This is a genomic window from Mucilaginibacter robiniae, from assembly GCF_012849215.1.
Taxonomy (GTDB): domain Bacteria; phylum Bacteroidota; class Bacteroidia; order Sphingobacteriales; family Sphingobacteriaceae; genus Mucilaginibacter; species Mucilaginibacter robiniae.
On the sequence record NZ_CP051682.1, the window covers coordinates 2,329,200 to 2,356,001 of the forward strand.

The following is a 26,802-nucleotide window of genomic DNA, read 5'->3' on the forward strand; positions in this document are numbered from 1 at the left end:
CTCCTTTTTAAATTAAAAAGCCTCAAGAATATATTGATGTGCATGTCTTCAGGTGTTTCAACGGACCATGCTATAAAAATTTTTTAGCAGCACGCGTGTTCAATTCACCGTTTAATTTCTGCTCTATACCGTCGATCCTGATTCAAGGTAACTTTTGACAAAAGAGTGCCAAAATATTTGCTCTCTACCCGGTCATAGAATGCCAGCGAATGCTTTTCACAGGTTACATACTAACTAATCAATACCTGGTATCGGCAAAAAAACTAGGTGGTATGTTTTTTAACGATTATTCAACCCATGTACTTGGTATTAATTTATCTCCGTTCCTCCAAACTGCAACCTCATGAACATCTTTGCCATATATCGAATCGTCAGCATGATCGAGAATAATCGCTTGCCACAAACCATTAGATTCTGAAATTGACTTAGATATTGTTTGAAAAATTTTTCTTACAGCTTCTGCATCCTCATCATCTTCAAATTTCACATCAAGATCAACGGACTCATCGCTATGCTTCTTCTTAAGTTTGGGAAAATATACTTGACTAGGTTGGTCGAAAATGACGAAACTAGGCACTGGCGAATTTTTTAAGCCCAAAAAGAATTCTTGTAAAGCGCACATTAAGGCAATATGAAATGAAACCCAGTTAGAAGCACTGCCCACTTGGGCTAGAAAATGCCAATGGCTGGTGCTTCCGAGCACCTGGATGTTTAAATCTCTTATATCAAATCTTGGCGCTACTTCTTTATATTTATCTTCAACATCAAGGCCTTTTAAGTGAGTAAGCATCTTAGTAGCAATTCTTGCTGTAGCCGCCTGCACCCTTTTTGTTACTCCTTCTGCATCCACTAATTTGAGCAATTGATCGTATTCAGTTTGTAAAAGATCAATTTGAATTTGTAAGTCACCTCCATCACCCAGCTGTTTAAAAATTTCATAGTGGGCCCTTAAATGACCTAAAAAAAGATACATGTTTTTACGCTGCTGAAATTCCTCCTGAACCTTTTTGTCCCTGGCTCTTATAAGGTCGTATCTCTCTTGTAATACTCTTTTATCTTCTAACAATTTCGCCAAATCTAGTTTTAGCTTTTCTTCCTCACGAGGGAATGATCCGGGAACTTCAGCTACCTTCTTTGACTCTTCTTCTAACTTCTTAAAAACTCTAGAAATTTTTTCTAATTCAGAAGATTCAGATGGATGTTCTGTACTGCCACATGAGGGGCATGCGCCACTTGTAGTGCTCATGTCGTCAAGCCATTTGGAGATGTGAAGACGATCTCTTCTACGCATTACTGAATTGCCATAATCTTGCAAACCAGATTGTAGACCTCGAAGATCGTTCAGCCGCTTTTTGATAGCTGCAATATCAAAGCTAAGCTTCTCTTCTTCATCTTCTAACGCTCGCAATTCTTCATTTGATCCTTCTATATTTTTAACAGATGTGCGTGAATGATCCGGTTCTAGTTCTAATAATGATGAGGCAATTTCAATAAGATAATCGGTATCGTTAGTTTCAACATAATCATCACTCAAAAGACCATATTCCCTGGCAATTCTTAGATGACCCTGCATATTCTTCACCCAATTTGCCGAAATATTTCCGACCCGCTCCAGTTCTCTCTTCAGGCGATTCAGATTCTTTTCAATTTCCTGTATCCTGATCCGTGACTGAAGCATTTGTGTGTCTTCTGCGCCAATTATAAAGGGAAACCAGTTTCGAAGTTTTTCCCTATGCTCATGAGCATGTGTTTTATAAAAGAGGATGTTTTGATTTGCAACTATATCCTGGCTTTGAAACACAAATGCCATCAAGTCTCTAAAACTTAGCCTACCTGAAAAACCAATTTCGTCATTTCCATTGAGGCTTAAGTATGGTACAGCTGATATTCCATTTAAGATATGTTTAATACTTTCTAACTTTTCATTAGGCTCAGTAATTTTTATAGGAGGCACAATAGCGATTCCGCGAAGCATGTAAAAATCATTCGATGATTGATTACCTATTGGAACGCGCCTTGCAAACAGGATTTGTTCGACAGAGGTACTAACTACTACTCCATACCAACTAGCATAATCACGAATTGTATCTATCGGTATGGAACAATCTTTCGATCCTAAGCAATAATCAATTATTGGAATGATTGCTGATTTTCCTGTGCGTGATGCTCCTGTTATTACGTTTAGTTTACCTTTCGCGAAGTCAACTACTTGGGGAATAAGCTCCTCTTTTTTTGGCCAAATAATAATTCTAACTATCTGAAACTGCATTAAAGTATTATTTTAAAATAAGCGGTTATAGCATTTATAGTGTGCTGTGAAAACCATCTACCTAGTATTTCAGCTTTTTCACCATCTTTCTTAACTTGCGCTTTTGGAGCATTTCCATAGCCGGGACTCCTTTCAGAAAGCCTTGCATAAAGCTTGGCTTCATCCACATCCCAGTACAATAGCCCATTTGCAACTGCTATATCTATCGAAGACCAAGTGTAGGGAAGCTTGTCTTTTATTCTTTCCTGAATGCTCAGAAGTATATCGGAACTACGATTATCCTCAAAACTCTTTACATATGATTGAAGATTCTCCCTTAAATTGCTAATTGGCGCTTTAAGCCGTTCATTTGTCAGAATTGCTATTGCGATAAAATGTTGAATAGCCATGGGAGCCTCACCATTTGGATGAGACGACATATATCCTTGCGTGAATTTATAAAGTAAAAATGCGCCAACAATAGGAGTATTCCACAATCTCACTTCTTCCATTAATTCACTCATTTTCCTGCGATTTATTATTTATAAATGATTCTTCCCACTTAGGATGCCACCCAATAGTAAAGCTGTTAGACATCAAGTGATAGGTACCAGCTATAGTCGCAGGTGGAGGATCTTGATTTTTGATGACTTGTTGCCTGATTCTACATTGATTATATACCAATTGCCCTTTCTCTTCCTCACCAAGGCCTGGGTGTGTTATATTGACCATTTTCTTTTGGGACTTCCAATAGTCAGTTAATTTTTCTTCAAATTCTCTTGCTGCTGGTTCATCTATAAGTTCTTGTTCGATCCACTTGAAACGATTCACTTTAGCTTTTAGAAAATCAGTTACAGCCTGCTGAATATCATCGTCGTCCCCCTTTATTGCTTCGAGTTGACGGATGTATGGAGGACGCTCAAGCTTTTGCTTCTTCACATCAGAATGTTCTAAAGGATATTGCAGCGTAAAATCTATCAGTTCCCGTCGCCTTGCGCTGCCAAATACAACACTTGCATAGGCATCGAATTCATTCCATGAAACAATTGCGTCCTCTTTGTTTGATAGCTTTTTTGTTACATTTGTGTGCAGCCACCCTAATAATGCATGCTCAATATATTCGACTTGAGAATCGCTCACATGCTTTGCTCGGATGGCTTTTCTTACTTCTTCACTTCCATTACTTGAACCAATTTGAAATTCAAAATTGGAGACGATATCAGAAAGTATATCTTCGTTAGATTTTAAAAACTCTATATATTTATGTATCTCATGATCTGATTTAATCTTAGCTAAATTTTTCCAAGCGGCATGAACAGCGGTTTTAGCAGAAGCAATGTCCTTGGCGGCATGAAATGAATCTACAATTCCTTTGCGCCCTTTTTTATTTGTGTACAATAAAAACTTAGTCTTATCGGCATCAATTTCGCCTTCAATTACAGCTTTAACCCAGTTGCTTAGAGTTTTCCATAAATCTATCGATTTGTCTGTTACAGGATTGCTTACTTGAGATGATTTGTCTTCTTCACTCACAACGCCATTATCAGGTTGAAGTACTCCAACGTCTCCTATAACCTCCAAACAAACTTTATGATCTTGGCTGCAATTCAAGAGGTGCCATAGCGCTCTCGGATATTGTAATGAAAATCCTAATAGCTGGCCGGGGGCATTATTTGCCATGTGATAAGAATAAGTTAAATCCTAATTTTAATACGATTAGTACAAATCGTACCCATCTTTTCAAATTGGTGTTTGGGTCACGTACTCAATGCATTAACTGTAATGATATTATTTTTAATTAAAAAAAGCAATAAGTGTTAAATAATATTGCGACAAGCCTGTGTTATGAATAAACTAAATTTGCTCATATTCCAGTTTGCTATTAGGTGTACTTATTAAGAGGTCCAGAATGGACAATACGGAGCCCTTGACCATATCATTCCTTGCTCCTTTGAGCATACAATTGTGTGAGTTGGGATTGAATTTAAGAATAAATCCAAGTATTTAAGATGGTCAAAGTGTTTCAGAATACATGGTCACGCATTTTCAAGCCAAGTGGTAAACACTTCCGTATTTTCACTGATTCATCACACTCTGCCAATATGAAGACCGATTATTAAACAACAGAATATCTGCTTAAAAAGCATTACAATTTCACTCTTTTCATTGCCGTTGCCACATGCAGTATAGAAACTGGAATCTCAATGTGTATTAAAAATTTAATGACAGATACCTTTAAACGTCTAATTCAAGTTGATCTTTAACTAATTTATAATAAGCACCCTTGTTGGTTGTCAATACCATATGAGTTCCAACTTCAACAATTCGCCCTTTTTCCATAACAATAATCTGATCCGCATTTTTGACCGTGCTCAAACGATGAGCTATAATTACAACAGTTCTACCTAAGAAAAACTCGTTTAAATTATCCATAATTTCAGTTTCATTAGTAGAATCTAAGTTGCTCGTAGCTTCATCAAAAAATAAGTATTCTGGGTTCTTATATACTGCTCGGGCGATTAGTATTCTTTGCTTCTGTCCGCCACTTAAACCCATTCCACTTGTTCCTATTTTAGTGTTATATTTTAACGGAAGTTGATTAACAAACTCCTCGACGTTACTTACACGAATCGCTTCTTTAAACTTTTCTGTGTCGATTGTCTTACCATCCACAACAATATTTCTTGCTATTGTATCATTAAAAACATATCCGTCCTGCATAACTGTACCGCATTGACTTCGCCACCACTTGGGTGATAGCTCAGCTAATTTGTCTTCCCCTACAAGAATTTCCCCTTGCGTGGACTTATAGAAGCCAAGTAAAATTTTTAACAGAGTAGTTTTTCCACTACCACTCGCTCCTACAATGGCAGTAGTCTTGCCCCTGGGTATAGTTATACTGACATTCCTTAAAACAAATGGAGATCGGGGACCTTGATATTGAAATCCTACAGCGTTTAAATGTAGACTTTCATAGATACGACTTCGTTGCGAAGACTGAATTGTATATAAACCATCAACTTCTTCATCATCTTTAACATGAATTTCTTGTAATCTGCTGAAACTAAGTTTCGCATCTTGTCCGGATTTAAAAAATTGAGTCAACTGCTGTAATGGACCGTTGGTCTGCCCTATGATGAATGAAATACTAAGCATTACTCCTAAGCTGATGCCACCATGCAATACTGCTGTTGCAGCGAGGTAAGATATTAGGATGTTCTTGAATTGAGTAAAAAAAATAAATCCAGATTGTTGAAATTGTTCGAGCTTGAGACTGTTGATATTGAGTCTATATTGACGCATTTGTAAATGCTCCCATTCCCAGCGTTTTTCTGTTTCACTTCCATATAGTTTGATTTCTTGCATACCTACGACCAATTCATAGAGCTTTTCTTGTGCAGTTCTACCTTGTTGAAATCGGAGGTAGTCCATCTTTTTTCGCTTGTTTTGAAAAAGGATAATCCAAATCACACCTATGGCGCTAAATGAAATGAAGGTAGCCCAAATAGTGGGCTTGTAGGACAATAAGATTGTGGAAAGAATTAACACCTGAAAGAAAGAAAAAAGTGTGTTGATTATTTCTGTAGTTAAAAATACTTCGATCCGATGATGGTCACTAATTCTTTGAGAAACGTCACCAACTGATTTCGAATCAAAAAAGCTAATTGGCAACAGCATCATTTTTTTTAAAAAATCAGAAATAATGTTCAGACTGATTTTGGCGTTCATGTGTAAAAGCAGCCAACTTCGAAGAATATCAAGAATGCTGCTGCTGATATAAAGCAGCATTTGAAAGCCTATAAATAGCAGAATCAAATTATAACTTTTCCCTAATACACCTCTGTCTATTAAACCTTTAGTCAGGAACGGTAAGGTTATCGTTATTCCGACTGATAGTCCCATACAGAGCAGTAGTTTTAACAATGGGAGTTTAAAAGGACGCAGGTAACTTAGTAAAAATGAAGATTCACTTTTGTTTTTTTGCCGGCCCAGATCGGGAGCGTAAAAGGCTGCCGTAGGCTCGATCAATAATGCAATTCCTTGTTGCTTTTCATTGGTATGCCAATATTTCATGAAAGCATCTTCACTTAGCTTAGTTATTCCATGAGAAGGGTCAGCAATAAGATATTTTGAAGTTTTGTTTTTTATTCCAAATCCGTTGCTTGTTTGAATACGATATAAGACAACAAAATGCTCTTGGTTCCAGTGCAAAATGACTGGCAAGGGACATTCCTCTTTCAATCCGTTTAAGGTGACTTTCACCATAAGTGTCCGAAATCCAATTTTTTCAGCTGCCTGACTTACACCCAGTAAACTCACGCCTTCGCGTGTGATATAAGAAGCTTCCCGTAAAAACTCTAACGAATACTTTTTACCGAAAAACTCTGCGATCATTTTTAGACAAGTAGGACCGCAATCGAAAGAGTCAAGCTGACGATAAAAAGGATACCCCATAATCTTTAAGTTCTAAATTGATAGAAATAACTTCTTTTATAATCAGGTTAAAAGAATTAGAATTGCCAGTCCTTCTTTATGCGAATGTATTTGTTGCTCCTTGTTCACTCTGCTTTCTGATAAAGTAATCTAAAAGTAGCTTGTCTTTATAGTTGGATTTAAAAGGTGGGCAGGCAGGTGTCCCTTCGACCCATGATTTTGGGCAGCCACCTCCGCAAATAGGAAGATGAGTACAAGTTTTGCACCAGGTTTTGCCGGATTGTAGCATTTCGTTCCAATCCCTTAAAGTAGCATTTTCATTATAAGTCTCTTTAGGGAAAAACAAGTTTCCAATCAAACTGTCGCCTGCACCATAGACGTCTGAATAGGGAAATTCCCAACATGCATATATGTTTCCGAATGCATCAAACACTTCCGAATCTTTTTTTTCAGCCATACAAACGGAGTAAGTTCGTTTAGGCATGACATTCATATTAATATTATTTTCATAACATCTGAGAAGCCATTCAATCTCCTTCTCTGCAAAAAAGTTTTTTTGTAAACTGTCTTTTCCTGCGTCGTTCCCGCCAAAATCTACAATGGTTGCGAAATACATACTAATTTTTCGCTGTAAACCGGTGTCTTTGATAAAGTCTATCAGTGGATCTACATATTGATAGTTAGTTTTATCAATATTTACCCGGATTGAAATATGACATCTGTTGTCATAATATTCTTTCATACTGGTAACATCAATGATATTTTTAGTAATAATATCAAATGTAGGATCTCCGGTTTTGGTAAATCGTCGTTGATCGTGAGATTCTGCGTTGCCATCTAGCGTAATCTGATAGTGTGTTACCTTGCATTCTTCGGCGAGCTCTTTGAATAAGGACGGCTTCAAGCTTAAACCGTTAGTGATCATGTCTGACACATATTTCAAACCACGCTCTTCAGCTAATTGGATTAATTTTTTTGATGTTTTCTTAATTGCACTGTAACCAGTAAGTGGTTCGCCACCATACCATGTAATCGATATACCTTCATATTTTTTTTGAGATAGTAAATAAACAATCCTTTCATAATATTTTTCGATCACCGAATCACTTGCATAATGTTTGGAATGATTTTGACCACAATACCCACAACCTAATTGACAGTTAGCAGAAGGCTGAATAGTCATAGACAAAAAGTTACTGGCATCTTTAACCCCTTTGTTAGTAGATATAATATGTTCAAATTCATCTTGTTCGATAGGGACCAAAAATTCCTTTTCATTAAGCACAGTTAACAATTCAGGTGCAACGCTATTAAAATTACCATTTGATAAATTATCAAAGATCTCGTTTTCTATCAGGATTGAAGTTGCTGAGCGGGTAGAAAATATAATACGCTTGTTATTTAAGCCTACCTCTTCAAGTGAATCAGTAGATAGAATATATTTCGATAATTTCATTTTATTTATGATTGGGTTCAAACATGTGCAGGTGGTTAAGACCCCTGCACATGTTATTGGATAGTAAAACTGTTAATCAATGACCTCTGTACCTCAAGCAGCATCCTTATATACGCCACATGAGTATAATGCGGAGCAATCCCCTGTGTAGCTGTCACAGTTTGATAGCCTTGGACAAGCTTCTAGCCCACCCATGATGTCAACGGCATTTGAATCGTAAATGACCTCGAAATTTCCTTGGTCACCAAGATTCTCTTTAGCAACCAGTGTTTGAATCTTTTTTTTGAGCATGATTAAAAAATTAAAATGTTTAAGAATTTGTTAATTTGACTTCATGTTTCTCGGAACTAAGCAGCTTGTTTTTCTGAAAATGTGCCGCAAGTACTTAACTTGTCACAGGTTCCCGAAAAATTATCACAACTCTGCAGTTCACCACAGAATGCTAGGCCTCCTTTAATCTTATCTGCATTAGCATCGTAGATAATTTCAAAATGGGATGTTTTACCTAGGTACCCCGTTGTTACTAGTAATTGTAGTTTTGTTTTAAGCATTATTTTTACTTTTGAAAGTTGATACTCTGTTCAAAATCAAGATGCCTGCTGTTCAGTAAAAGTGCCGCATTTGTTTAAACTATCACAAGAACCAGTGAAAGTGCCGCAGTCCGATAACTTGTCACAAGCAGCCAGGCCGCCAACAACTGTTGATGCACTTGAATCATAAATGATTTCGAAATCTTCGAACTGTCCAAGCTTACGTTGGAGTACAAGCGAGTGTATTTTTTTATTAAGCATATTCTAATAAGTTAAAAAGTGTTAGAAATCAGCCAATCATTAAAATGAACATTGTGGCCAACGTTTAAGAGAACCTATTTTATCAGGTCTGATGTCAAGATCCTCTTGATTTGATTATTGAATGATAAGGTTTAGGAAATACTAAGCAGCATCGGTATAAGTACCGCAGTTTGTTAAGTTTTGGCAATCACCAGTATAAGTTCCACACTTACCCAAGTAAGGGCAAGCTTCTAAACCTCCTAAGATGTCTGCTGCATTTGAGTCATAAATGATCTCAAAATTTCCTCGGTCACCAAGATTCTCCCTGGTAACCAGTGTTTGAATTTTGTTTTTTAGCATTTTGTTAATGAATAAAGTGAAACCATTGAGAAAGTTTAGCGATATTACTCATTTGTTGATCGTTAACATTAGCTGGCTATCTTATTAGCGTACACTATTAGTTTTACAGTTTGATCCGGCAGACTTAATAAAATTGCTGCATGAAGTGAGATCAATACCCTGTTCAGTAAACGGATTACAGCTGACAACAAAAGTTGCTTTGCCTCGAATCAAATCGCCTGCCTGCTGCATGCAAATTATTTCCAAAAGTTTTCTCTGGTGTGCACTTGTGGCAATAGTACTTTCATTCTTTCTTTAAACATGACATTTTTAGATTAGGTGTTCAACGATTCGAACCGATTTGCTTTATATGAGCATCATATGGACATTACAGTCTTCTTATTTCTTGAATGTTTGTTTTTTTCTTGACTACCTTTAGTTCAGTCCCAAATTTGTATTTTACCGAAAGAGATAATTGTCTAAAATCGTAATAGTTATAAGTATAAATTTTGAATGAGTCTGTTGATGTAATGCTCGATTGCGAATACGAGCGAAATAGATCTTGGATTGCTAAGGTTAAGATCAGCTTCTTATTGATCAGCGCTTTTGTAAATCCAATATCGAATGAAGAATAACCTTTCTGGGTAGACACATTATTTGCTCCAGGGAATACAGCTGAAAAGTTGATATCTGAAGAGAATGTAGAGTTGAATTGTATAGATTGACTTGTAGAAAATGTAACATTCAGTGGTTTTCTACTTAAATTGTAATTATAGGCCGTGTGGTACCGGAAGCCATTTATACCCAAACTAAGATTACTCCTTATTCGAGAATTTAAGCTAAAGCTAGCATCCAGATTAATCCCGTAATTATAAAGATTCCCACTGTTTTCTTTTTGGTATTCAATCGTACTCCCAATTGTATTATAAGGTAATGATACTATGGGGAGATGAGTTTTATTATAAAATAGACTAAAAAGGTAATTACTTTTCCATACAAAATTGTAGTTAATGTTATCTTGTAGACTTGGAATAAGATAAGGATTACCAATATAGCTCGAAAAAATACTATTGTAGACGCGTAGCGGATTTACATCAAATAAGGTGGGTCTTAATATTCTTCTCGTATACGAAACGTCTGTTGATGTTTCATCAGTAAATTTATATTGGGCGAATAAACTTGGAAAAAAATTACTGAAGGTATTATGAGTGTCCTGTTGAGCTGATGATCCATTAGTTACTGTTCTTTCAAATCTAATACCCCCTTTAAAGTTCCACTTTCTTACATTTCTACTGAATGACACATAAGCTGCGAGATTTTGCTCCTTGTAGGCAAATGTATCTGGAGTAACGATGTGATTGTAAATTGAAACTCCATTAATCAACTCGTCGTAATCAGTACGACTATGATTGTTAAATAACGTATATTTTAGACCTGTTTCCAAGTCAATTTTCTCAAACCATTTCGGAAAGGAGAAATCTAACTTAGTACTAAAAACATTTTTAGGTATATCACCAAAATTGTAAAGATCAATATGCGTATTAGTCGGTGTTAAATTATTATAATAATCAACAGTCGTGGAATTACTTTGGCTGGAATTGGATTTGTTTACATAATCAATTGTACCTGCCAATGAGTTATTGTTTTTTCCAAACACGGAATTTATTCCAGCACTTGCGATATGAGTGTAGCCACGGTCTTTGTTTAAACCATTGGTCAACCCCAAAGAATCAATGATTGCATTATATTCATAACTTAACTTGTGATTTTTGAAGCTTTTGTTATGATTGGTAGCTAAACTGTATGAGGAATAGATTTTTGTGTTTTTGCTAAGTAATAGCTCCAGAGCTACATTAAATCTATCGTTGTTCAACTTAGTTTTGTTTTTCCCTTCGTCTCTCCAATCGGTTTGCCCGGAATCAAAGAAAGTGCCGCTTGATTGCAAGGTCTCCTTATAAGCTCCAACAGCGCCACCTAAAGACGATATCAAACTAAGATTTTTGTTTCGGTAGCCTATATTTATAGTTCCATCATTAATAAAGTAAGAGTTTTTTGTGAAACTAGACTCCAAATACCCAAAGAGTCCGTAAGCCTTTTTCTTTTTGGTAACAATATTAATAAGTCCGCTCCCCTGGGCATCATATTTAGCAGGCGGATTGGTGATTACTTCAATACTAGAAATTTCATCTTTCAAAATATTCAAATAGTCAAGTAAATCTTTATTGCTTAAATAAATAAGCCGATCGTCAACCATAACTGCTGCAGGTCCGAGTCCCTTGATCTCAATTGTGCTACGAGTCACATTCAATCGAGGCAAACTTTTTAAGATATCAGCAACGGCCTTATTCTCATACAAACTGATTCCTTCAACATTATAAACTATACGATCAACCTTTTTTTCGATAAATTTTTTCCGGGATTTAATCACAACATCGTCTAGTTGCACATATTTTTCAATCATGACGAGATTAAGTTCAGTATTATTATCAATAGTGAATGTAGTGTCTTTAGTGTTGTAACTAGTATGGGTAACTGTTATCTTATAGGTTCCGGGTTGTATCTTTTCAAAATAATAGCTACCATCTTGGTTAGAGAAAACGGTCTTCTTTATGTTCGAATTGTTTTGCAATACAATCGTAGCTGCTTCGAGCGGTTGTTTTTTCTTATTATAAATTTTTCCTGATAACATTTGACTAAGGGCAGTACGTGTGATGATTAATAAACTTAACAGGCACAAAAATTTCATATTGAAGCTTAAATATTTATAGGGTTATCAAGTCAACCTATAACTTAGGGGCATTGGCTCGTTTTTATAAATTTAAGCAGATAGTTCTTTGTTAGGGAATTTTTTAACAGCCTTATGCCGAGAAAATCATACGTTCTACCAAGAAAATTGATGTCACCTATTGGAAAACTTGTCTTTATTGAATTGTCTTGTTATGGACGATTAATGGTTCGCGCTAAATAACATCCGATTAATCGTCCGTTCCTTTGTCTATAATACTGCTAAAAGCGAAACAATTGATATAGGAACTTCATGCCGCAAGGAAGCGAGGATTAAACTTTTTACTTTAGCTAATTAACAGGCATGCCATGTTTCTTCGGCAAACAGCATCACACAACAACAACAAATCATTTTCAATGATTCGTTACTAAAACACCTGAAGAAAAGAGGAACTGGAGTAAATTTAGAGGTTCAAAATGAATTTACGACTTGATTTTTCTGCTTGTTTTCAGCAGGCGTTCGTTCATAAACTCATTAAAATCAGGTTTAAAACTTTCGCCTACATTAACCTGCAAAAGGTTGGTTAACCTGATAACCGTTCCCTCAATATATTCAATATGACGAGTTGAAAGGATAAAAGCCCTATGAAACTGTCGGAATTCTTTACGATCACTGACGATATCCAGCACATCACTTATAGTTAGATAGGCCGTAATATACTTTTTTTCTTGTACATGAATTTTCACATAGTTATTTGCACTTTCAAAAGCGATCACATCATCAAAACAGACATTTAGAATGCGCAGGTTTTCATCCTTATTTTTAACGAAAAAGTGGTTACTTCTCAAGGTAAGCGGCCTATCATTTTGGTGAATATCTTTTTTAAAAAAAAATCTGTTTATGGTGGTCGTAAATTTTACGAACGTAAAGGGTTTCAGCAAGAACGCGTCTCCATCAACTTCATAGGCGTCAAAAGCGTACTGTGAATGTGATGTGGTAAAAATAAGCCGCTCCGTCCTGTGGCGTAAAACTTTAGCCAATTCAATGCCCGACAAGTTTGGCATATCGATGTCCATGAATATGATGTTGATTTGGTCGCTGGAATCGATTTTACTTAATGCCTCAAGCGGGTCCAGATAAATACCGACCACCTCCAATCCGGGCAGTAATTGAATATAACTCGATAATGCATCTACCGAAAATTGTTCATCGTCTATAATTATGCATCTCAACATATTCTTGTCTATTTAAGATATCAAAATCTACACTTCATCCACGCACTTCAGCTATCAAATGGAATATTTACAATTCTGTAGCTGGCCTACAGTGCACAGCAAATTAGCAGTATAAATCTACAATTTGCCACCTTTTTTGAAACAGTTTTATTTCTGTATGTAAAAGTACTTTTTGTAGTCTATTCGGTTAAAAGGAGTTCAAGGCCAAGTCACACATGGAGTTTCCATTCTTAAGTTTAGTACCAAAATATAAACACATTCTTAAGGTATGAACACTTACTCTTGTATTATTATTGACGATGAATCTTTCGCAATCGATTGGTTAACAGGTTACGTTAACAACTTACCTACCCTTACGCTTAAAAAAGCCTATCTTAATCCGTTAGATGCTCTTGCAGATCTATCCGGAAATCAAAAGGTCGATTTGATATTAATGGATATAAAAATGCCATACATATCTGGAATAGAGTTATCGCAACAGCTCCGAGGGAAGACGCAAAAACTTATTTTTACTACAGCTTACAAGAAATTTGCATACGAAGCCTATGAAGCGAATGTAGATGCCTATCTGCTTAAACCTTATTCTTTTTCCAAATTTGCAGCGACTGTGATGAAACTATTTCCTAACTCATCGACTCACTCGCCGGGGCAGCTTATGGACGTCGAAGACTTTGTCCTTGTTAAAAACTCAAACGATAACCTTAAATTAGTCAAAATTCGAATCGTTGACATCGTTGCGGTTGAAAGTAAACAAAATTATGTATTGATTCACACAACTGCAGGAAATGTATTAACGCATATGTCGCTCAATGAGATTTCAAAATCTCTCAAACCCTATGCTGGGTTTGGACAGTTTCAACGAAGTTTTATCATCGGTAAGCGACATATCGATTATATTTATGGCAACACGATAAAGATGTCCAATAGTCTTCAAGTTACTGTTGGCGATTATTATCGAAAGGAATTTGCTCAATTTTTAGCGGAGAAGATATTAAGAACGGGTAACAAATAGATCGTCACCCGCTCCATGCTCTACCTTTGCACCCTCACTGTAAAAACTCCTGTAGCTGTAGTGGTCACTACGCTAGTAGTTGGATCAGTTTCCATACTCGGTTTTGGACCGGAAACAGGGTTGGCAAAGGTGCACAGGGTGGACCGGGTGATTTTAAAGGTTTTACGTTTCATGATTTTTTCTTTAAAAATAGCAGGTTTGCAATCTCTAACGGAATGCATAGGATAAAATGGTTTGTTTATGATTTAGAAAAGGAGAAATAAGTGACAGGACAACTCAAAAAATGGTTTCTTACCTACAGGACGCATATCCTAATTTGGGGATTATATATCGTTTTAGAAACCTTCATCATTGGTATATCGGTAGGTTCCTTTGGACACCCATTAACCTATTTGGGGCACTATGTGCTGCTTATCTTTCTATTTTACTTGCATGCATTATTGATACTCCCGTGGACAACGAAATTCAAAAACTATTATCTATGGCAGCTTCCGTTAGTGATCATTACTGAAATTGTTGTCTTGATTTTTCTCTCTTATTGTGTGGATACAGGCTTAAGCTACATTAAAATCAATCTTCAGCCCCGTTCATTTCGACCTACTTTGATTTATACAATGAAGACAATTTATAGAGGATTGCTGTTTTTGGGATTTTCAACGGGGTACTTCTACCTGAGAAATTACTTGAGCGAACGAGAAAAATCTGAACAATTGGAGCGAGATCGGCTGAACGAAATCATACAGAGGAAAATAGCCGAAGAAGAAGCTATGAGAGCACAAAATGCTTTTCTGATGGCTCAGATCAATCCGCATTTTTTCTTTAATACCCTAGACTACTTCTATCATAGCTTGTTAAAGATTGCACCAGAATTAGCAGATGCCGTTAGCTCATTAGCCGGTATGATGCGGTTTGCCATTAATGCGGATAAGATTGGTGGATTGATACGTTTAGGAGATGAAGTAGAACAAGTTGAGAATTTGATCTACCTGCATCAGGTCCGGCAGCAACTTCATATTCGTTTAGATGTTGCCCAAGCTGCCGAGGATTTATTTTTTATACCGCTAATTGTACTTACACTCACAGAAAACATTTTCAAACACGGAAACCTGACCAAAGAGCATCAGCAGGCTCACATACGGATCGCTATTGACCAACAATTCCTGGTCATTGAAACTCATAATCTGGTGAATACCATGGTGGCGTCAGTGAAGTCCAATACCGGGCTACTGAATATGCAAAAGAGGCTTGCCACGGCATATCCGAATAATTTCCATTTTGAGCATGGAAGTATTGATGGTGTATATTTTAATGTGAAAATCAGGGTTGCCCTGTCTTCCTTGAATGATATTGGTAAGTTTTCATATCCTTGACCAGATATTGATAAAGAATAGCCTCATGCTTACGCTGGTCTTGGGTAAAAACCCGGTTAATATGCATGTGAAAAGCGTCGGCAACAAAAGCTACAGTTTCAGCTGAATCTGTTGTTTTAATATAGGTTCTAAAAGCCGACATATACTTTTTCGGAAGTTGCCCATGGTCACATTTTGCAAAAGGGTAGTCAGAACGGAATTGCTTGTACGCTTGATTGATTACTTTAAAACTCGTGCCAGTAAAATCAAACTCCTTACTAAAATTTGCAGCTACGTTCATAACAAAGCTAAGTTTATGAGCTTCATCATCGAAACTGGTTTCTAAAAGGGAAAGCATGATTTGTAAAGTATAATGATATAAATAGGTGGTTGTGGGTTTACCGTTCAGCAATGTTAATACATATTTACTGTCTTGATAGAAGATGGCTTCTGCCAGATGTATACGAGATGGATGATACCGTTCCAACTCCCGTGAGTAGGTCTTTAACTGTACATCTGAAATTATTCCAAGATTTAATTCCTGTTTGAGTGTTTGGTTTAATTGGCTGATCACATGGTATGCTTGTTGTACATCCCGTAGTTGAAGTCTTAATCTCAGATGTGGGCCGCCATCATCATAACGAACGAAGAACCAGAGTTTAATCAGCTTTTTATTGACCTGCAAAAATCTCTTGATGTTACTTGTCAGTACTTGATTCATTCTGGATGGATGCATATAGATTTCGAAGTACAGCCAATCGTTACCCGGATAGATATTTCGTAAAGCGGCTTTCTGATCAGCATAAAGCACCATTGGAGGACTACATGCCTCATAGATCTTTTCGTGATGATAAAGGGTTAACGATATTTCAGCCGATAAATCTTCACCGTATTCATTCTTAACTGTGGTATTTGAGTCAATCAGTGCTTCCGTAATATAGATGGCAGTCTTCTGTTGCTGCCTGCAATAATTAACAAAAGCAAATAAGTCATCTTCCTGAGTTGGATCAAAAGTCAGCGTTTGATCTGTGAGGCCCACCTTGAAGTAGGTGTTGATACCAATGGCATCAAGCCAGCCTTTTAAAGTTTCCTTTGCGATATCATCTCCTCCTGAACCAAGCTTCTTTAAAATTTCGTCGGATATCCGCCAAGTTTCAGGACTTAAGATAAATTCTTTATAAACGATTCTGCTATAATGATCAAGGCCGGGTAGATAGTCCTGAACTCGTAAATTAAGGTCGGTCCGAAGTGACTGACTTTGCACATCTGATAGGAAACGATAAATGTTCAGCTCCGCACGGTTAGAATTGTAAGCAGTTGGTATGCGTGGTATCAGGCGTTTCTGGAGCACTTTCGAGTACAAAACAAGCTCCTCGCCGTCTAAAAACACATCAATGTCTTTCAGTTGAAGTTTTAATTCGCCTGGTGACCATCCGGATAGCGGGAGTTCATAGGAATAAAGTTGCTTTCGACGATTGATATTATCTACATGTTTTTCTGCATGGTAACTTACATCAAAGAACAAAGTATCGGGATTGGCTCGTTGTTCTATCTGAGCAATTTCTTTGCCCAAAGCTTCCAAGCCGTCATCCGCAATAGTAAATCTTCCTAGTAGTACATTGGCGGAACATCCTCCGAAATGATGTAAGACCGGCTGCTGTTTATATTCGTGGTAAAGCAGGTTAAATGTATTGGGCAGGGACGGCACAGTCATCGTTTTGGATGTAGGTAAATTTTCCAAACGGGTGATTTTTTCCCCTAATGTAATGGAGTTCAAAATAAATTTTAACAGAGGATTTAGCAGTAATTGAGTGGACGAATCTTGATTACAGAAGGTAAAAACTTGATCCATTAACTGCTGCTGGGTATCGTTTATGACGACAGCGCGTCCTGCATATGGTAAACCCAATTCCGGATCTAATGCTATTGAAAGTGGAACAGCTCTGCGATCGAACTTTTTTTGAAATGCATGCTTAAAGTTCTGTAAATTTTTACTGGCTGAATATGGAAGATGTTGATTGAGAAAATGTACCAGTTCAGTAACCTTGTTGATTTGAGGATTGAAGTATCCGCCACTGTGGCATGCGCGTGTTGAAATAATATATTTACTACTTCCGGTCAGTTCCTGCTTAGTCCTAATGAAGAAATCCTCACCAGTAATGTTCATCATCGCATCACACCAAAGCAGCTGAATATCGACTAACTGCATAATAAGGTTTAGTACAGATCCTGTACTTAAATTAAATTTATAGCACACTGCTTTCAACAAATCAATTTTGGAAACACATTTATTTGTTAATTGAATGATATAATCCATTTCTTCAAAACGTGATATACAATTGATTTGATAGTGAGAATCAACATAAGCAACACATCGCCAGTTATTTCCAGCCTTATACGTAGTATGATTTACGATGAAATATTTAGACTTATTTATTAAAGAAGATATAGACTCATTGCAGATTAAACCGAAATCCCAATCATGAAAAATAATCGGTGTAAGCGCATCCTGCAGGTATATAGCAGCTTCTTGCAGCTGTGCCGTCTGTAGTGTAATCAACGTGACTGCTGCAAAACGCCCGAACGGAGTTGCTCTGAACTTGGCTCTATTAAAGTATTTCCATAAGGAAAAACTAATTTTGGATCGACTCCTACTTAAAGAATTGTAATCTAAATCACAGAAGAGCTGATGTAAGTCTGGCGAGGCATCGCGAATTAACTCTTTAAGTAAAGGAAATTTTTCAGGCATTACTGCTTGGATGGAAAAAATTGGTGTCCGGCAGATGACTTGCGGATAAATATTCAATTGATTGGGTGGTTTCATACGCTCTACGAAATACGCAAAGCAAATTTGCTAACTGCTAAAACAGAAAGTTTAAGGACAGAACACCGGATTTAAGTGTTACAATGATGAAGAATTTATTTATAATCGAATTGAAAGGGAAACTGCGATCAGCTACCACCGAAATTAGGTAACAATTTCACTAGGATAACCAATGCACACTTCTCTTGTTTACTTCAGCTAATAAACAATGCTAAATACTAACATTAGACTCAAGTAGTTAAGATGGTCAAAGTATTGCGGAAGATATGGTCACTCCTTTTTAAGCCAAACGGTCAACGCTTCCGTATCCTCCAGCCAGGATGCCTATCGTGATTACAAAACCTGTTACCTGTAGCGTTTGCATGGTTCCCGGTTTAATTGGCTTGCCGCATACCCCTTCAATGGTCACCAGTAGCACTTGCCCTCCATCCAATGCGGGGATGGGTAGGATATTGATAAAACCAATGCCGATAGATAGCAGGGCAATCAAACTTCAAAACCGTCTCCATTCGAGGTGCTCGCCAAACATCGTGGCGATTTTCACAGACCCGTTTAGCGCCTCTTTCATCTGCACTTCGCCGGATAGCATCTGTCTGAACGCTTTCCCGCTATCCGATGTAAAATTTAGCGTTCGTTCGCCACTAGCAGCAATAGAACCTCCTATGGTAACTGGTAGTGTAACGGCGGAAATCTGTGACTAAGTGCTGGCAACACTCGCTAGGCGTTTCGAGCCTGGTCATCGCCTTTGACTCCAAGGGTATTTCTTATTTAATCATCGAATATTTTTAGGCGAAACGGGTAAAAAGGGCAGCTAATATCTTGCCGGATTTACTGTTGGGTTTGCAAAAGATGTCCGGCATAAACGGCTGCCTCCCCAAAGGGTCCCCTCCAATTATTCCATTTCCTTTTGCCTGCTTTCCGGCACTTCCTATTGCTTTCTTTTTTCCCTTTTTCTTTTAAAAATAATCCACCAGGGCATTGGGACGGGAGAAGAGCAACCAACAAAAATTTATTCATTAAAAAATCAAAAGCATGTTATTCACAGGAAGACTGACCGGAAAAGCAGAAGTTAAAACGGTTAACGACAAATCACTCATCAATTTCACCGTAGCCATTAACGAGAAATGGAAGAATAAAGCGGGCGAAAAAAAGGAAAAAACAGTATTCGTCGATTGCACCTACTGGCGCAATACCGGCCTTGCGGAATTTCTCTCCAAAGGCGCCGTTGTGGAAATCTTAGGATGGGTGGAAGCGCAGGCCTATGAAAGCCAAACCAAAGGTTTACAGTCAAGACTGATTTGCACCTGCGACACCATCAAGCTATTCAGCCCAATGGCTAAAAGCGCAGAGCCCGCCGGAGGCAAGGAAAAAAAAGCGGTTACCGCAGGCGCAAGTCAGGACGATGACGACCTGCCATTTTAATCCCATTCCCACTCCTATTTATTCATCAACAAATTTTAAAAACATGGCACACCACCTGAATTTCAACGAAGCCCATCAGGAATACAGCTTTTTCAGCGTAAAAGAACGCGCTTGGCATGGATTGGGCAAAATCGTAGAACAATACCTCACCAGCGCAGAGGCGATACAATTCGCCGGTTTGAACTACACTGTAGAAAAACGCCCTTTATTTACCATCGACAGCAACACAGATTGCCGGAACAACGAAGAAGCCGTTCCCGATATAGCCGTACCAAATTATTTTGCCACCATCCGCAGCGACACCGAGCAGGTTTTAGGGGTAGTCGGTAAGGATTATGAGGTTGTACAGAATGTAAACGCATTCGAGTTTTTCGATGCGATAGTCGGCGGTGGCCAGGGTATGCTGTATGAAACAGCAGGCGCATTAGGCAAAAGCGAACGCATATTCATCACCGCCAAGCTGCCCGGCTATATCCGTGTCGGCAAAGACGATTTTATAGAAAAGTACCTGTTTCTAACCACCTCTCACGATGGTTTCGGCAGCATTACCGCAGCATTCACCCCCGTCAGAATTGTGTGTAACAATACGCTTAACGCTGCAATGCGTAACCATACCAACGCTATCAAAATCCGTCATACCGCATCTGCTGGCGACCGGCTTAAACAGGCGCATACGCTGATGGGTATCAGTAACACCATGGCAAATGAAATGCAGGAAATCTTTAACCATTGGTCTACCGTCCGCATTACGGATCAGGAGGTGAAGAAACTGATACAAGTCGCTATGGTACCCAATAAAGAGGTATTCCATAACCTGATGGCCGGAAAAACCGATAAATTGTCAACTACCTACACCAACATGGTAGACAAGGTTTACGAATATGCTATGAGCAGTCCGACACAGCAAATGAAAACGACTGCGGGTACTTTGTTCGGGGCTTATAACTCGGTAACCGGATACTTTCAAAATGTACGGAACTACAAGGACGGTGAAGCCAAATTTAAATCCATCACCGAAGGAACAGCCAAACAAAGAGCGCAAACCGCCTTTGACCTGTGCCTGGATTTCTACAGGCACCTTAACGATAATTTGCTGCAATTCAATTAATCATCCTAAAGGGGGAGCCATCCCCCTTTCTTAAAAAACGCAATATGACACGTTCAAATCTTCATATCACTTTAAGTAACGGCGAACGTATGCAATGTGTTGCCGACAGCAGTAGCGCACCTGAACAGGGCTACATCGTAGAGCAGCTTTTATTACCGTTACTATCCCTTAAAAATGCAGAAACGGAATTAACACTCCTTCAGGAACATTGCACCATGCAGGAACAGCGGAGTAACGCCACCTATCGTTATGAAATTAATTTACCCGCTCAGAACATTACCCTTTACGAGGAAATTTATATGGCCGCTAAGGGCACATTTAAAAGGGGCTTAGACCTGACAGGCCGCTACCTTTCTTATCTCAAAAAGATAAAAAGCGATGCTGAAAAACATACCAAACGGAAATTTAAGCACCTGACCAATCAGGAACTCATTGCACGGGCAAACAGTTTGCCTGACTTCAAACGGAATGACGAGGCTACGGAACTTACCCGCAGGAGCCTGCTATCCAACGGTACTTTCCTCTACCATAGGAAAGGGAACACCCTCCTAATCCTAAAAGACGAACAGTAATTATCCACCTTAAGAACTCTCAAAAATGACAACGAACTTTTTTCAAAATATAGCTAGCCTGAACCTGAAAGGGGTTTGGAAACTGGCCATTACCACCGACGACAAAGGCCATTTTATCGTATCCCAATTATTTCATACCGCCTGCGGGGATAAAGCCGTCAACCTCATTGTGCCGCTGACCCTTTCCGGTACCGCTGAAGAATTGGACGAAGCCTTTTTTGACACGGTAACCGAACCGACCCTCAAAAGCGCAGGACTGCAAACCAATATGGAAGCCCATTTAAAAAGCGTAACGGTAGCCCAAGCTGCCTCCAAAATGGAACAGGATCAAAAGAACCGGGAAAAGGCACAAGCCACCGCAACCGCTACGAAAAAAACCGACGATGTAGAACTGCCCGAACCCAAAATCAGCAAAGAGGAAAAGAAGAAAATTTATGAGGAAGCAATGGAACAGGTAACCGAACGGATTAAAAAGTTCAAATTTTCCGAAGCGCTGAGCATCCTGCCAGCCATCGAAGACCATCCGAACAAAGCAAACGAGTTGAAAAAGAAACGCCAGTATCTGGAACAACAGGCCAACCTCTACGAAAAAGCACTTTTAAACTTTAACGCTTAACCCTTACCGCTATGATACAGACAAAATTACTGCCACGGGTTTTTATCCACACCGAGAACGGACAAAAAATACGCCTGACCGACCCGAACGAGGACTTCAGCCCCGAAGCGGTTTGCAATCATTACGCCAACCTCTATGCCATCCTGACCACCGCCAAAATTGTCGGCCCGGAGTTCAAAAACGATTTCAGGGAATACGAATTTGTATCGACCATCGGCACGAAAGGCTAACCATGAAAAAGCACAACGAAGACAGATTAATACAGGAACGAAACCCACTGCAATGGAAACTACATCAGCAAATCGCACACTTTGCCAAAGACCTCGACCGGTTACCCGATGCGCAGGAAGTCCGGCAAAATCCGCCACGCACCGCACCGCAGCATTTGTTACCGATGGTTTTTTAAGGCACCGCTTTACACCGATGTACGCACCGGCCCCAGACCTGCCGGATCGTTCTACCACAGAACGGGATTTTTTTAAATCCCGTTCTTACCTCGGGAATCATTACCAGTTGGAACTGGCCGATTTTCGTTCCCTGCCGTATCCCTATAATGTGCTGATGGCTGAACGGGAATTGCTTTGCAAACTGCGGGTGAAAGACAAGTACCGCCACCTGACCATTACAGCGCAGGAGAACAGCGAACTCTGCCTGACCATCGCAGAAACGTTCGACGAGGATTTTTGCCTGTACTATATCCCTGTCATGCCCATTTACCAGTTATGGCAAAACGAAGCACATGTACCCTGCGCCGAACTGCTGACCGCCGTTTGCGCTTACCTCTATGCCGGAGCTGGTATCAGTTATTATCGGGACGAAGACACGTATATGTATGCCAATTACGAGGTCATGGAAGACTGGATAAACGATGATGGGGACGATGGCGAGGAAGATGAATACGTCCTTGAAAAGGCAGACCTTGAAAATGCGAAGATACAGGGTGATTTCATACAGGCTAAAATGATGGAAACGGGCTTTCGTCAAAGTCTGGACAGCCTGATCACCAATTTTAAAGCCGGGAGTGCATTTGAAAAGGAATGCCTTAAAGTTGCGCAAACTTGTCTGCAATTAGAAAAGGATTTTCCGAACGCTAACCTGTTTCAGCATGCCAGTTTGCAGGATTATGAAGTAGAGGATTACGAAGATCATGACGTAGGCATGCAGGAATATATTTCCTTTATCGGGAGCGTGAACGATAATCTAAGCGAACGTTTGAAAAACATGGTCAACGATGATTTTAATGAGCGCGCCCGTTATCAGGAACCCGAAATCATTACCTTTTTTAACAAAGCCCAACCCGCCTATATGAATGAATTAGCCTATGAGCAACGGGCGTTCAGGTTGATAGACGATTTATGTACCCTTTTATACCGTAAGCCATGAAAGATTTAACCGGCACATTCGGAAATTTATATGAGCCAGTAAAGGCTTTAATTATCCTGCGCAAGACAGGCGAAAGCCAACAAAGCGATTATTATATCGAAAGTTACGACATGGACGACAAAGGTTGCCCCATCAACGGGCATCCCTTATCCGTCAGGGAAAGCAACAGCTTGGCGAAAGCCTTGCAGGCGGGGGAAAAGAAAGCACAGGGATTTTTAACGCCTAAAGACTTAATGCCCCCGAACGTTTTGCACCTGAACAGCGGTGCGGACGGTTATGTGATATGGCATACGCCACCCCAACCCGTTAAACTATTGTTTACCGAAAATTTAGGTATTCCTTCTGCAATGGCCCATATCCCCGCATTGGTATGGAAAGCCGGGAAAGGCAGCCTGCAGCTATTTGCCGTATATGCTGCGGAATTTGAAGAAACTACACCGCTTTTTTATGCCCCGTTCTTTAACATCTATCCTGATGGCAGGGTATGCATGGGTAACGTGCGCATCCGCATCCCGAACGATTGTGGCTTGGAACGATTTATGGAACGGTGGCAGGAGTACTTTTTCAACAGCTATTTCAGCCACCTGATCGGCGGCCATGAACCCATCAAAGGGAATATCGTGCAGTTGTGGCAACAACTGACCGCCAACGCAGAGCCATTCCCAACCGAAGTACTGAACCCAACCCCATACCAACTCAAAAACTTGCTCCGATGAATACTTTAACCGCCGTACATTTCACCGATAGTTATTTAGTTAATCCTATCCGATTACCGTTAACCTCATAGGCGCAGGGGGAACGGGTAGCCAGATGCTCACCAGCCTTGCCCGGATGAACCAGGCCATGCTTGGTCTCGACTATCCCGGCCTGATGGTCACCGTTTATGACGATGATACGGTAAGCCCTGCCAACCTCGGCAGGCAGTTGTTTGCAGAAGCCGAGGTAGGCTTACCTAAAAGTGTCGCTCTGGTCAACCGGATTAACCGCTTTTTCGGAACGAACTGGAAAGCGGTTACCAAGCGGTACGATACCGAAACGCTGCACTACCTGCCCGACCACGGCAAGGCCAACCTGTATATTACCTGCGTGGATCATGCCGCCGCACGTTTTGAGGTGGGTTCGATTTTAGCGCAGTACCGGTCAGGTTATGGCTATGACTGTAACAAACCGCTGTATTGGATGGACTTGGGCAACAGCAAAGATACCGGTCAGGTATTGTTATCCACCATCGGCAACCTGAAACAGCCCCCTTCGGAAAAGTTCACCCCGGTGGGTAACCTGCCTTTTGTGACGGAGACCTTTAAAGATTTACTGGAAACCGCGGACGCCACGGACGATACGCCAAGCTGCTCCCTCGCAGAAGCCCTGACCAAACAGGATCTTTTTATCAATTCCACCTTAGCCAACATGGGGGCCTCTCTTTTGTGGCAATTGTTCCGGGAAGGGATTTTGCTGCACCGGGGGTTCTTTCTGAACCTACACGATTTCAGGGCACAGCCTATCAAAGTGGCTTAAATCATTCGGTATGGAAATCACCGACCTGAACGGGCAGCTTATTGAAATCAAGATTAGCCGCTGGCCTTACTGCAGGCCGATGATTACCAGCATTACCGCTATGCCGACTCGGTGTAGCTGTTACTGGTAAAAACGACAGGCTTATTGGGTAGACTGGTGCCTAAAATTATTGCTGCTGAAAACCTAAAATATAAGTGCGCCGCCCGGCCACTTGCTCCTTGCATCCGCAACAGGCCGTGCGGCAGGTGGTGTGCCTGACTTTCAAAGAATCACGCCCCTATGGTCAGCTTGCTTTTTTGAAATACAGGCTTGTTCTTATATAAAGAATGGTCAAGGTAAAAAATGGATCCGGCTGAATCTAAACTCAGGCACTTATGTTTTCGGGATAAGGTTAACCACCCTACATGCGGATAAGGGGAAGGTTAAAATTCCCGTGCGGAAGCCCGGTTCCCTATGCAAATTGCAGACCGATAGGTAATTCAGCTGAACTCCGCTTTATTTTTTTCAGGCACTGACTCACAAAAGCAACAGGCATAATTCCGGGGCGCTTTTGCCCAGGATTCATGCGAAAACGGTCGCTTTTAAGGCAATGGTCAGAGAGGCGGCTGAGCGAAGCTTTCCAAGGCATCCTCGAAATCTTCCTTAATGAAAGGCCATTCCTTTTCTTTTAGACAGATAGGGTCAAAATCCTCGTCAGCCTGTTCAAAGTCCGTAAACTTCTGAAAGACAAGTTGTTCATTATGCGTCCATTCATAAGCCTTCGCATGCAAATCGATCATTTGTTTAACGCTGTATTGCTCCAGGAGCTCATGTAAATCCCAGAAATCTTTTTTTCTGCCGCCTCGCTGTACAACATCCACTTTCATCGCGATAATGTCTGCCACTGATGCCAGGCGGACATCATCCACTTCCGTCACCTCGTTCATAAAGGATTCACTGGAATAATAAATATCCACTTTGACAACTTCGTCTTTATGCTCGCCAACCAGGTAGGATTTTCCAAATACGGGGTCGTTGCCGAAATCACCGCTTACAAAGGGAAAGGTTTCCTGCAAATACGCCTCAATCGCTTTGTAGTCAACCGTCCCGTAGTCACCGGCATCCGCGAACAGGTCGATGTCAACGGACATGCGGTGGCCTAAGTACAGGCTCAAAGCTGTACCCCCGACGAGCCGGTGGCCTTTTAAGAGCTCGCCCTTCATGAGGGTAAGCAGGGTTGTGCGCAATCGATCCGAAACTGTTTCCCAGTGTAGCATCAACTGGTCTTTTGTCTTAAAAACGAAGGCTGGCGGGAATGTGCTTTCGTATGATTAATAATGGCATCCACTATATCCGCTCCGTAATACCGCTTGATCTCCTGTTTTTCTTCTTCGTTGCCGCGTTCCCATACGCGGCGAACAACCGCTTTCCTTTGCTGCTGCCAATTGATCTTAGCGAAATCGGTATCCCAAAAAAGAATCCTCCTGATCTTTGAAAAATCAGGATGGTCAGTTTTATGGAGTTTGTCCTTAACCAGCCGCGTTTCGTATAGTGCTTGCAGAACGGCCATGGTGCTTTCCTCGAATCCGAGCCCCTCATCAATTTTCACGGCTACTTCGGGCGTCATTTTCCGGCTGCCTTTGATGATGGCATTGATGGTCTGGGCAGGAACGTGAATATTCCTGGCAAAAGCATTTTGCTTCAGGTTTCTTTTTTTGAGCTGCCGGTCAAGAATGGCTCCGGGATGAATCCCACAATATTTCTCAATCCACTTCTCCATATTCAAAAATAAACAGATTTGTTTATTTTATTCAA

Annotated in this window: 26 protein-coding genes; 12 read left to right on the forward strand and 14 right to left on the reverse strand. The window is 39.9% G+C overall.

Annotation, left to right across the window (positions count from 1 at the left end):
- Nucleotides 1-286 precede the first annotated feature (286 nt).
- The 9 genes from HH214_RS10435 to HH214_RS10475 all read right to left on the reverse strand — a co-directional run bounded on the left by HH214_RS10435 (nt 287) and on the right by HH214_RS10475 (nt 13,207).
- A complete protein-coding gene (locus HH214_RS10435; protein WP_169607450.1) occupies nt 287-2,269 on the reverse strand; it encodes a DUF3732 domain-containing protein in 1,983 nt (660 codons plus the stop codon).
- Nucleotides 2,269-2,772, reverse strand: a complete 504-nt coding sequence (locus HH214_RS10440) for a three component ABC system middle component (protein ID WP_169607452.1) — start codon at nt 2,770-2,772, stop codon at nt 2,269-2,271. The genes HH214_RS10435 and HH214_RS10440 overlap by 1 nt, the downstream gene beginning before the upstream one ends.
- Nucleotides 2,765-3,928 (reverse strand): ABC-three component system protein, encoded by a 1,164-nt coding sequence (locus tag HH214_RS10445; protein WP_169607454.1) that lies wholly within the window; start codon nt 3,926-3,928, stop codon nt 2,765-2,767. Before HH214_RS10445 ends, HH214_RS10440 begins: the two co-directional genes overlap by 8 nt.
- Nucleotides 3,929-4,483: 555 nt before the next feature.
- Complete coding sequence (locus HH214_RS10450) at nt 4,484-6,703, reverse strand: peptidase domain-containing ABC transporter (RefSeq protein WP_169607456.1); 2,220 nt, start codon at nt 6,701-6,703, stop codon at nt 4,484-4,486.
- 76 nt (nt 6,704-6,779) lie between these two features.
- Nucleotides 6,780-8,138: a radical SAM/SPASM domain-containing protein gene (locus HH214_RS10455; protein WP_169607458.1), complete on the reverse strand. Its 1,359-nt coding sequence runs from the start codon at nt 8,136-8,138 to the stop codon at nt 6,780-6,782.
- 587 nt (nt 8,139-8,725) lie between these two features.
- Nucleotides 8,726-8,929, reverse strand: coding sequence for a hypothetical protein (locus HH214_RS10460; RefSeq protein ID WP_169607460.1), 204 nt, complete (start codon nt 8,927-8,929; stop codon nt 8,726-8,728).
- A gap of 141 nt (nt 8,930-9,070) precedes the next feature.
- Nucleotides 9,071-9,268 carry a hypothetical protein gene (locus HH214_RS10465; protein WP_169607462.1) on the reverse strand — a complete coding sequence of 66 codons (198 nt, stop codon included), beginning with the start codon at nt 9,266-9,268 and terminating at the stop codon, nt 9,071-9,073.
- Nucleotides 9,269-9,635: 367 nt separating this feature from the next.
- Nucleotides 9,636-11,936 carry an outer membrane beta-barrel family protein gene (locus tag HH214_RS10470; RefSeq protein WP_169607463.1) on the reverse strand — a complete coding sequence of 767 codons (2,301 nt, stop codon included), beginning with the start codon at nt 11,934-11,936 and terminating at the stop codon, nt 9,636-9,638.
- A gap of 518 nt (nt 11,937-12,454) precedes the next feature.
- Nucleotides 12,455-13,207: a LytR/AlgR family response regulator transcription factor gene (locus HH214_RS10475; RefSeq protein ID WP_169607465.1), complete on the reverse strand. Its 753-nt coding sequence runs from the start codon at nt 13,205-13,207 to the stop codon at nt 12,455-12,457.
- 268 nt (nt 13,208-13,475) lie between these two features.
- Between HH214_RS10475 and HH214_RS10480 the strand changes: the two genes are divergently transcribed.
- Nucleotides 13,476-14,219, forward strand: coding sequence for a LytR/AlgR family response regulator transcription factor (locus HH214_RS10480; RefSeq protein WP_169607467.1), 744 nt, complete (start codon nt 13,476-13,478; stop codon nt 14,217-14,219).
- Between the two features lie 20 nt (nt 14,220-14,239).
- Here the strand turns inward: HH214_RS10480 and HH214_RS10485 are convergent, their stop codons facing one another.
- Complete coding sequence (locus HH214_RS10485) at nt 14,240-14,392, reverse strand: hypothetical protein (RefSeq protein WP_169607469.1); 153 nt, start codon at nt 14,390-14,392, stop codon at nt 14,240-14,242.
- A 441-nt stretch (nt 14,393-14,833) separates the two neighbouring features.
- On the opposite strand from HH214_RS10485, the gene HH214_RS10490 reads away from it, so the two are divergent.
- Nucleotides 14,834-15,589, forward strand: coding sequence for a sensor histidine kinase (locus HH214_RS10490; RefSeq protein WP_169607471.1), 756 nt, complete (start codon nt 14,834-14,836; stop codon nt 15,587-15,589).
- Here the strand turns inward: HH214_RS10490 and HH214_RS10495 are convergent.
- Both HH214_RS10495 and HH214_RS10500 read right to left on the reverse strand, forming a co-directional pair.
- Nucleotides 15,537-18,392: a lantibiotic dehydratase gene (locus HH214_RS10495; RefSeq protein WP_169607473.1), complete on the reverse strand. Its 2,856-nt coding sequence runs from the start codon at nt 18,390-18,392 to the stop codon at nt 15,537-15,539. The two genes, HH214_RS10490 and HH214_RS10495, sit on opposite strands and share 53 nt — an antisense overlap.
- Nucleotides 18,393-18,672: 280 nt before the next feature.
- Nucleotides 18,673-18,882, reverse strand: a complete 210-nt coding sequence (locus HH214_RS10500; protein ID WP_169607475.1) for a site-2 protease family protein — start codon at nt 18,880-18,882, stop codon at nt 18,673-18,675.
- 40 nt (nt 18,883-18,922) lie between these two features.
- Between HH214_RS10500 and HH214_RS10505 the strand changes: the two genes are divergently transcribed.
- The 10 genes from HH214_RS10505 to HH214_RS10550 all read left to right on the forward strand — a co-directional run bounded on the left by HH214_RS10505 (nt 18,923) and on the right by HH214_RS10550 (nt 25,008).
- On the forward strand, nt 18,923-19,093 hold the full coding sequence (locus HH214_RS10505) for a hypothetical protein (RefSeq protein WP_169607477.1): 171 nt from the start codon (nt 18,923-18,925) through the stop codon (nt 19,091-19,093).
- Nucleotides 19,094-19,424: 331 nt separating this feature from the next.
- Nucleotides 19,425-19,814 (forward strand): single-stranded DNA-binding protein, encoded by a 390-nt coding sequence (locus HH214_RS10510; protein ID WP_169607479.1) that lies wholly within the window; start codon nt 19,425-19,427, stop codon nt 19,812-19,814.
- Nucleotides 19,815-19,857: 43 nt separating this feature from the next.
- Nucleotides 19,858-20,922, forward strand: a complete 1,065-nt coding sequence (locus HH214_RS10515) for a DUF932 domain-containing protein (RefSeq protein ID WP_169607481.1) — start codon at nt 19,858-19,860, stop codon at nt 20,920-20,922.
- A 44-nt stretch (nt 20,923-20,966) separates the two neighbouring features.
- Entirely contained in the window at nt 20,967-21,494 is a 528-nt protein-coding gene (locus tag HH214_RS21950) for a hypothetical protein (RefSeq protein WP_211166355.1), read from the forward strand.
- Nucleotides 21,495-21,519: 25 nt separating this feature from the next.
- A complete protein-coding gene (locus HH214_RS10525; RefSeq protein ID WP_169607483.1) occupies nt 21,520-22,110 on the forward strand; it encodes a prtrc system protein e in 591 nt (196 codons plus the stop codon).
- 11 nt (nt 22,111-22,121) lie between these two features.
- A complete protein-coding gene (locus HH214_RS10530; RefSeq protein WP_169607485.1) occupies nt 22,122-22,340 on the forward strand; it encodes a PRTRC system protein C in 219 nt (72 codons plus the stop codon).
- A gap of 2 nt (nt 22,341-22,342) precedes the next feature.
- Complete coding sequence (locus tag HH214_RS10535) at nt 22,343-22,516, forward strand: hypothetical protein (protein WP_169607486.1); 174 nt, start codon at nt 22,343-22,345, stop codon at nt 22,514-22,516.
- A gap of 155 nt (nt 22,517-22,671) precedes the next feature.
- A complete protein-coding gene (locus HH214_RS10540) occupies nt 22,672-23,493 on the forward strand; it encodes a hypothetical protein (protein WP_169607488.1) in 822 nt (273 codons plus the stop codon).
- A complete protein-coding gene (locus HH214_RS10545; RefSeq protein WP_169607490.1) occupies nt 23,490-24,209 on the forward strand; it encodes a PRTRC system protein B in 720 nt (239 codons plus the stop codon). The genes HH214_RS10540 and HH214_RS10545 overlap by 4 nt, the downstream gene beginning before the upstream one ends.
- Nucleotides 24,210-24,303: 94 nt before the next feature.
- Nucleotides 24,304-25,008, forward strand: a complete 705-nt coding sequence (locus HH214_RS10550; protein WP_248282257.1) for a PRTRC system ThiF family protein — start codon at nt 24,304-24,306, stop codon at nt 25,006-25,008.
- 593 nt (nt 25,009-25,601) lie between these two features.
- Here the strand turns inward: HH214_RS10550 and HH214_RS10555 are convergent.
- Together HH214_RS10555 and HH214_RS10560 are read right to left on the reverse strand one after the other, a co-directional pair.
- Entirely contained in the window at nt 25,602-26,210 is a 609-nt protein-coding gene (locus tag HH214_RS10555) for a nucleotidyl transferase AbiEii/AbiGii toxin family protein (RefSeq protein WP_248282258.1), read from the reverse strand.
- Between the two features lie 53 nt (nt 26,211-26,263).
- Nucleotides 26,264-26,767, reverse strand: coding sequence for a helix-turn-helix transcriptional regulator (locus tag HH214_RS10560; protein WP_169607494.1), 504 nt, complete (start codon nt 26,765-26,767; stop codon nt 26,264-26,266).
- Between the last annotated feature and the right edge of the window lie 35 nt (nt 26,768-26,802).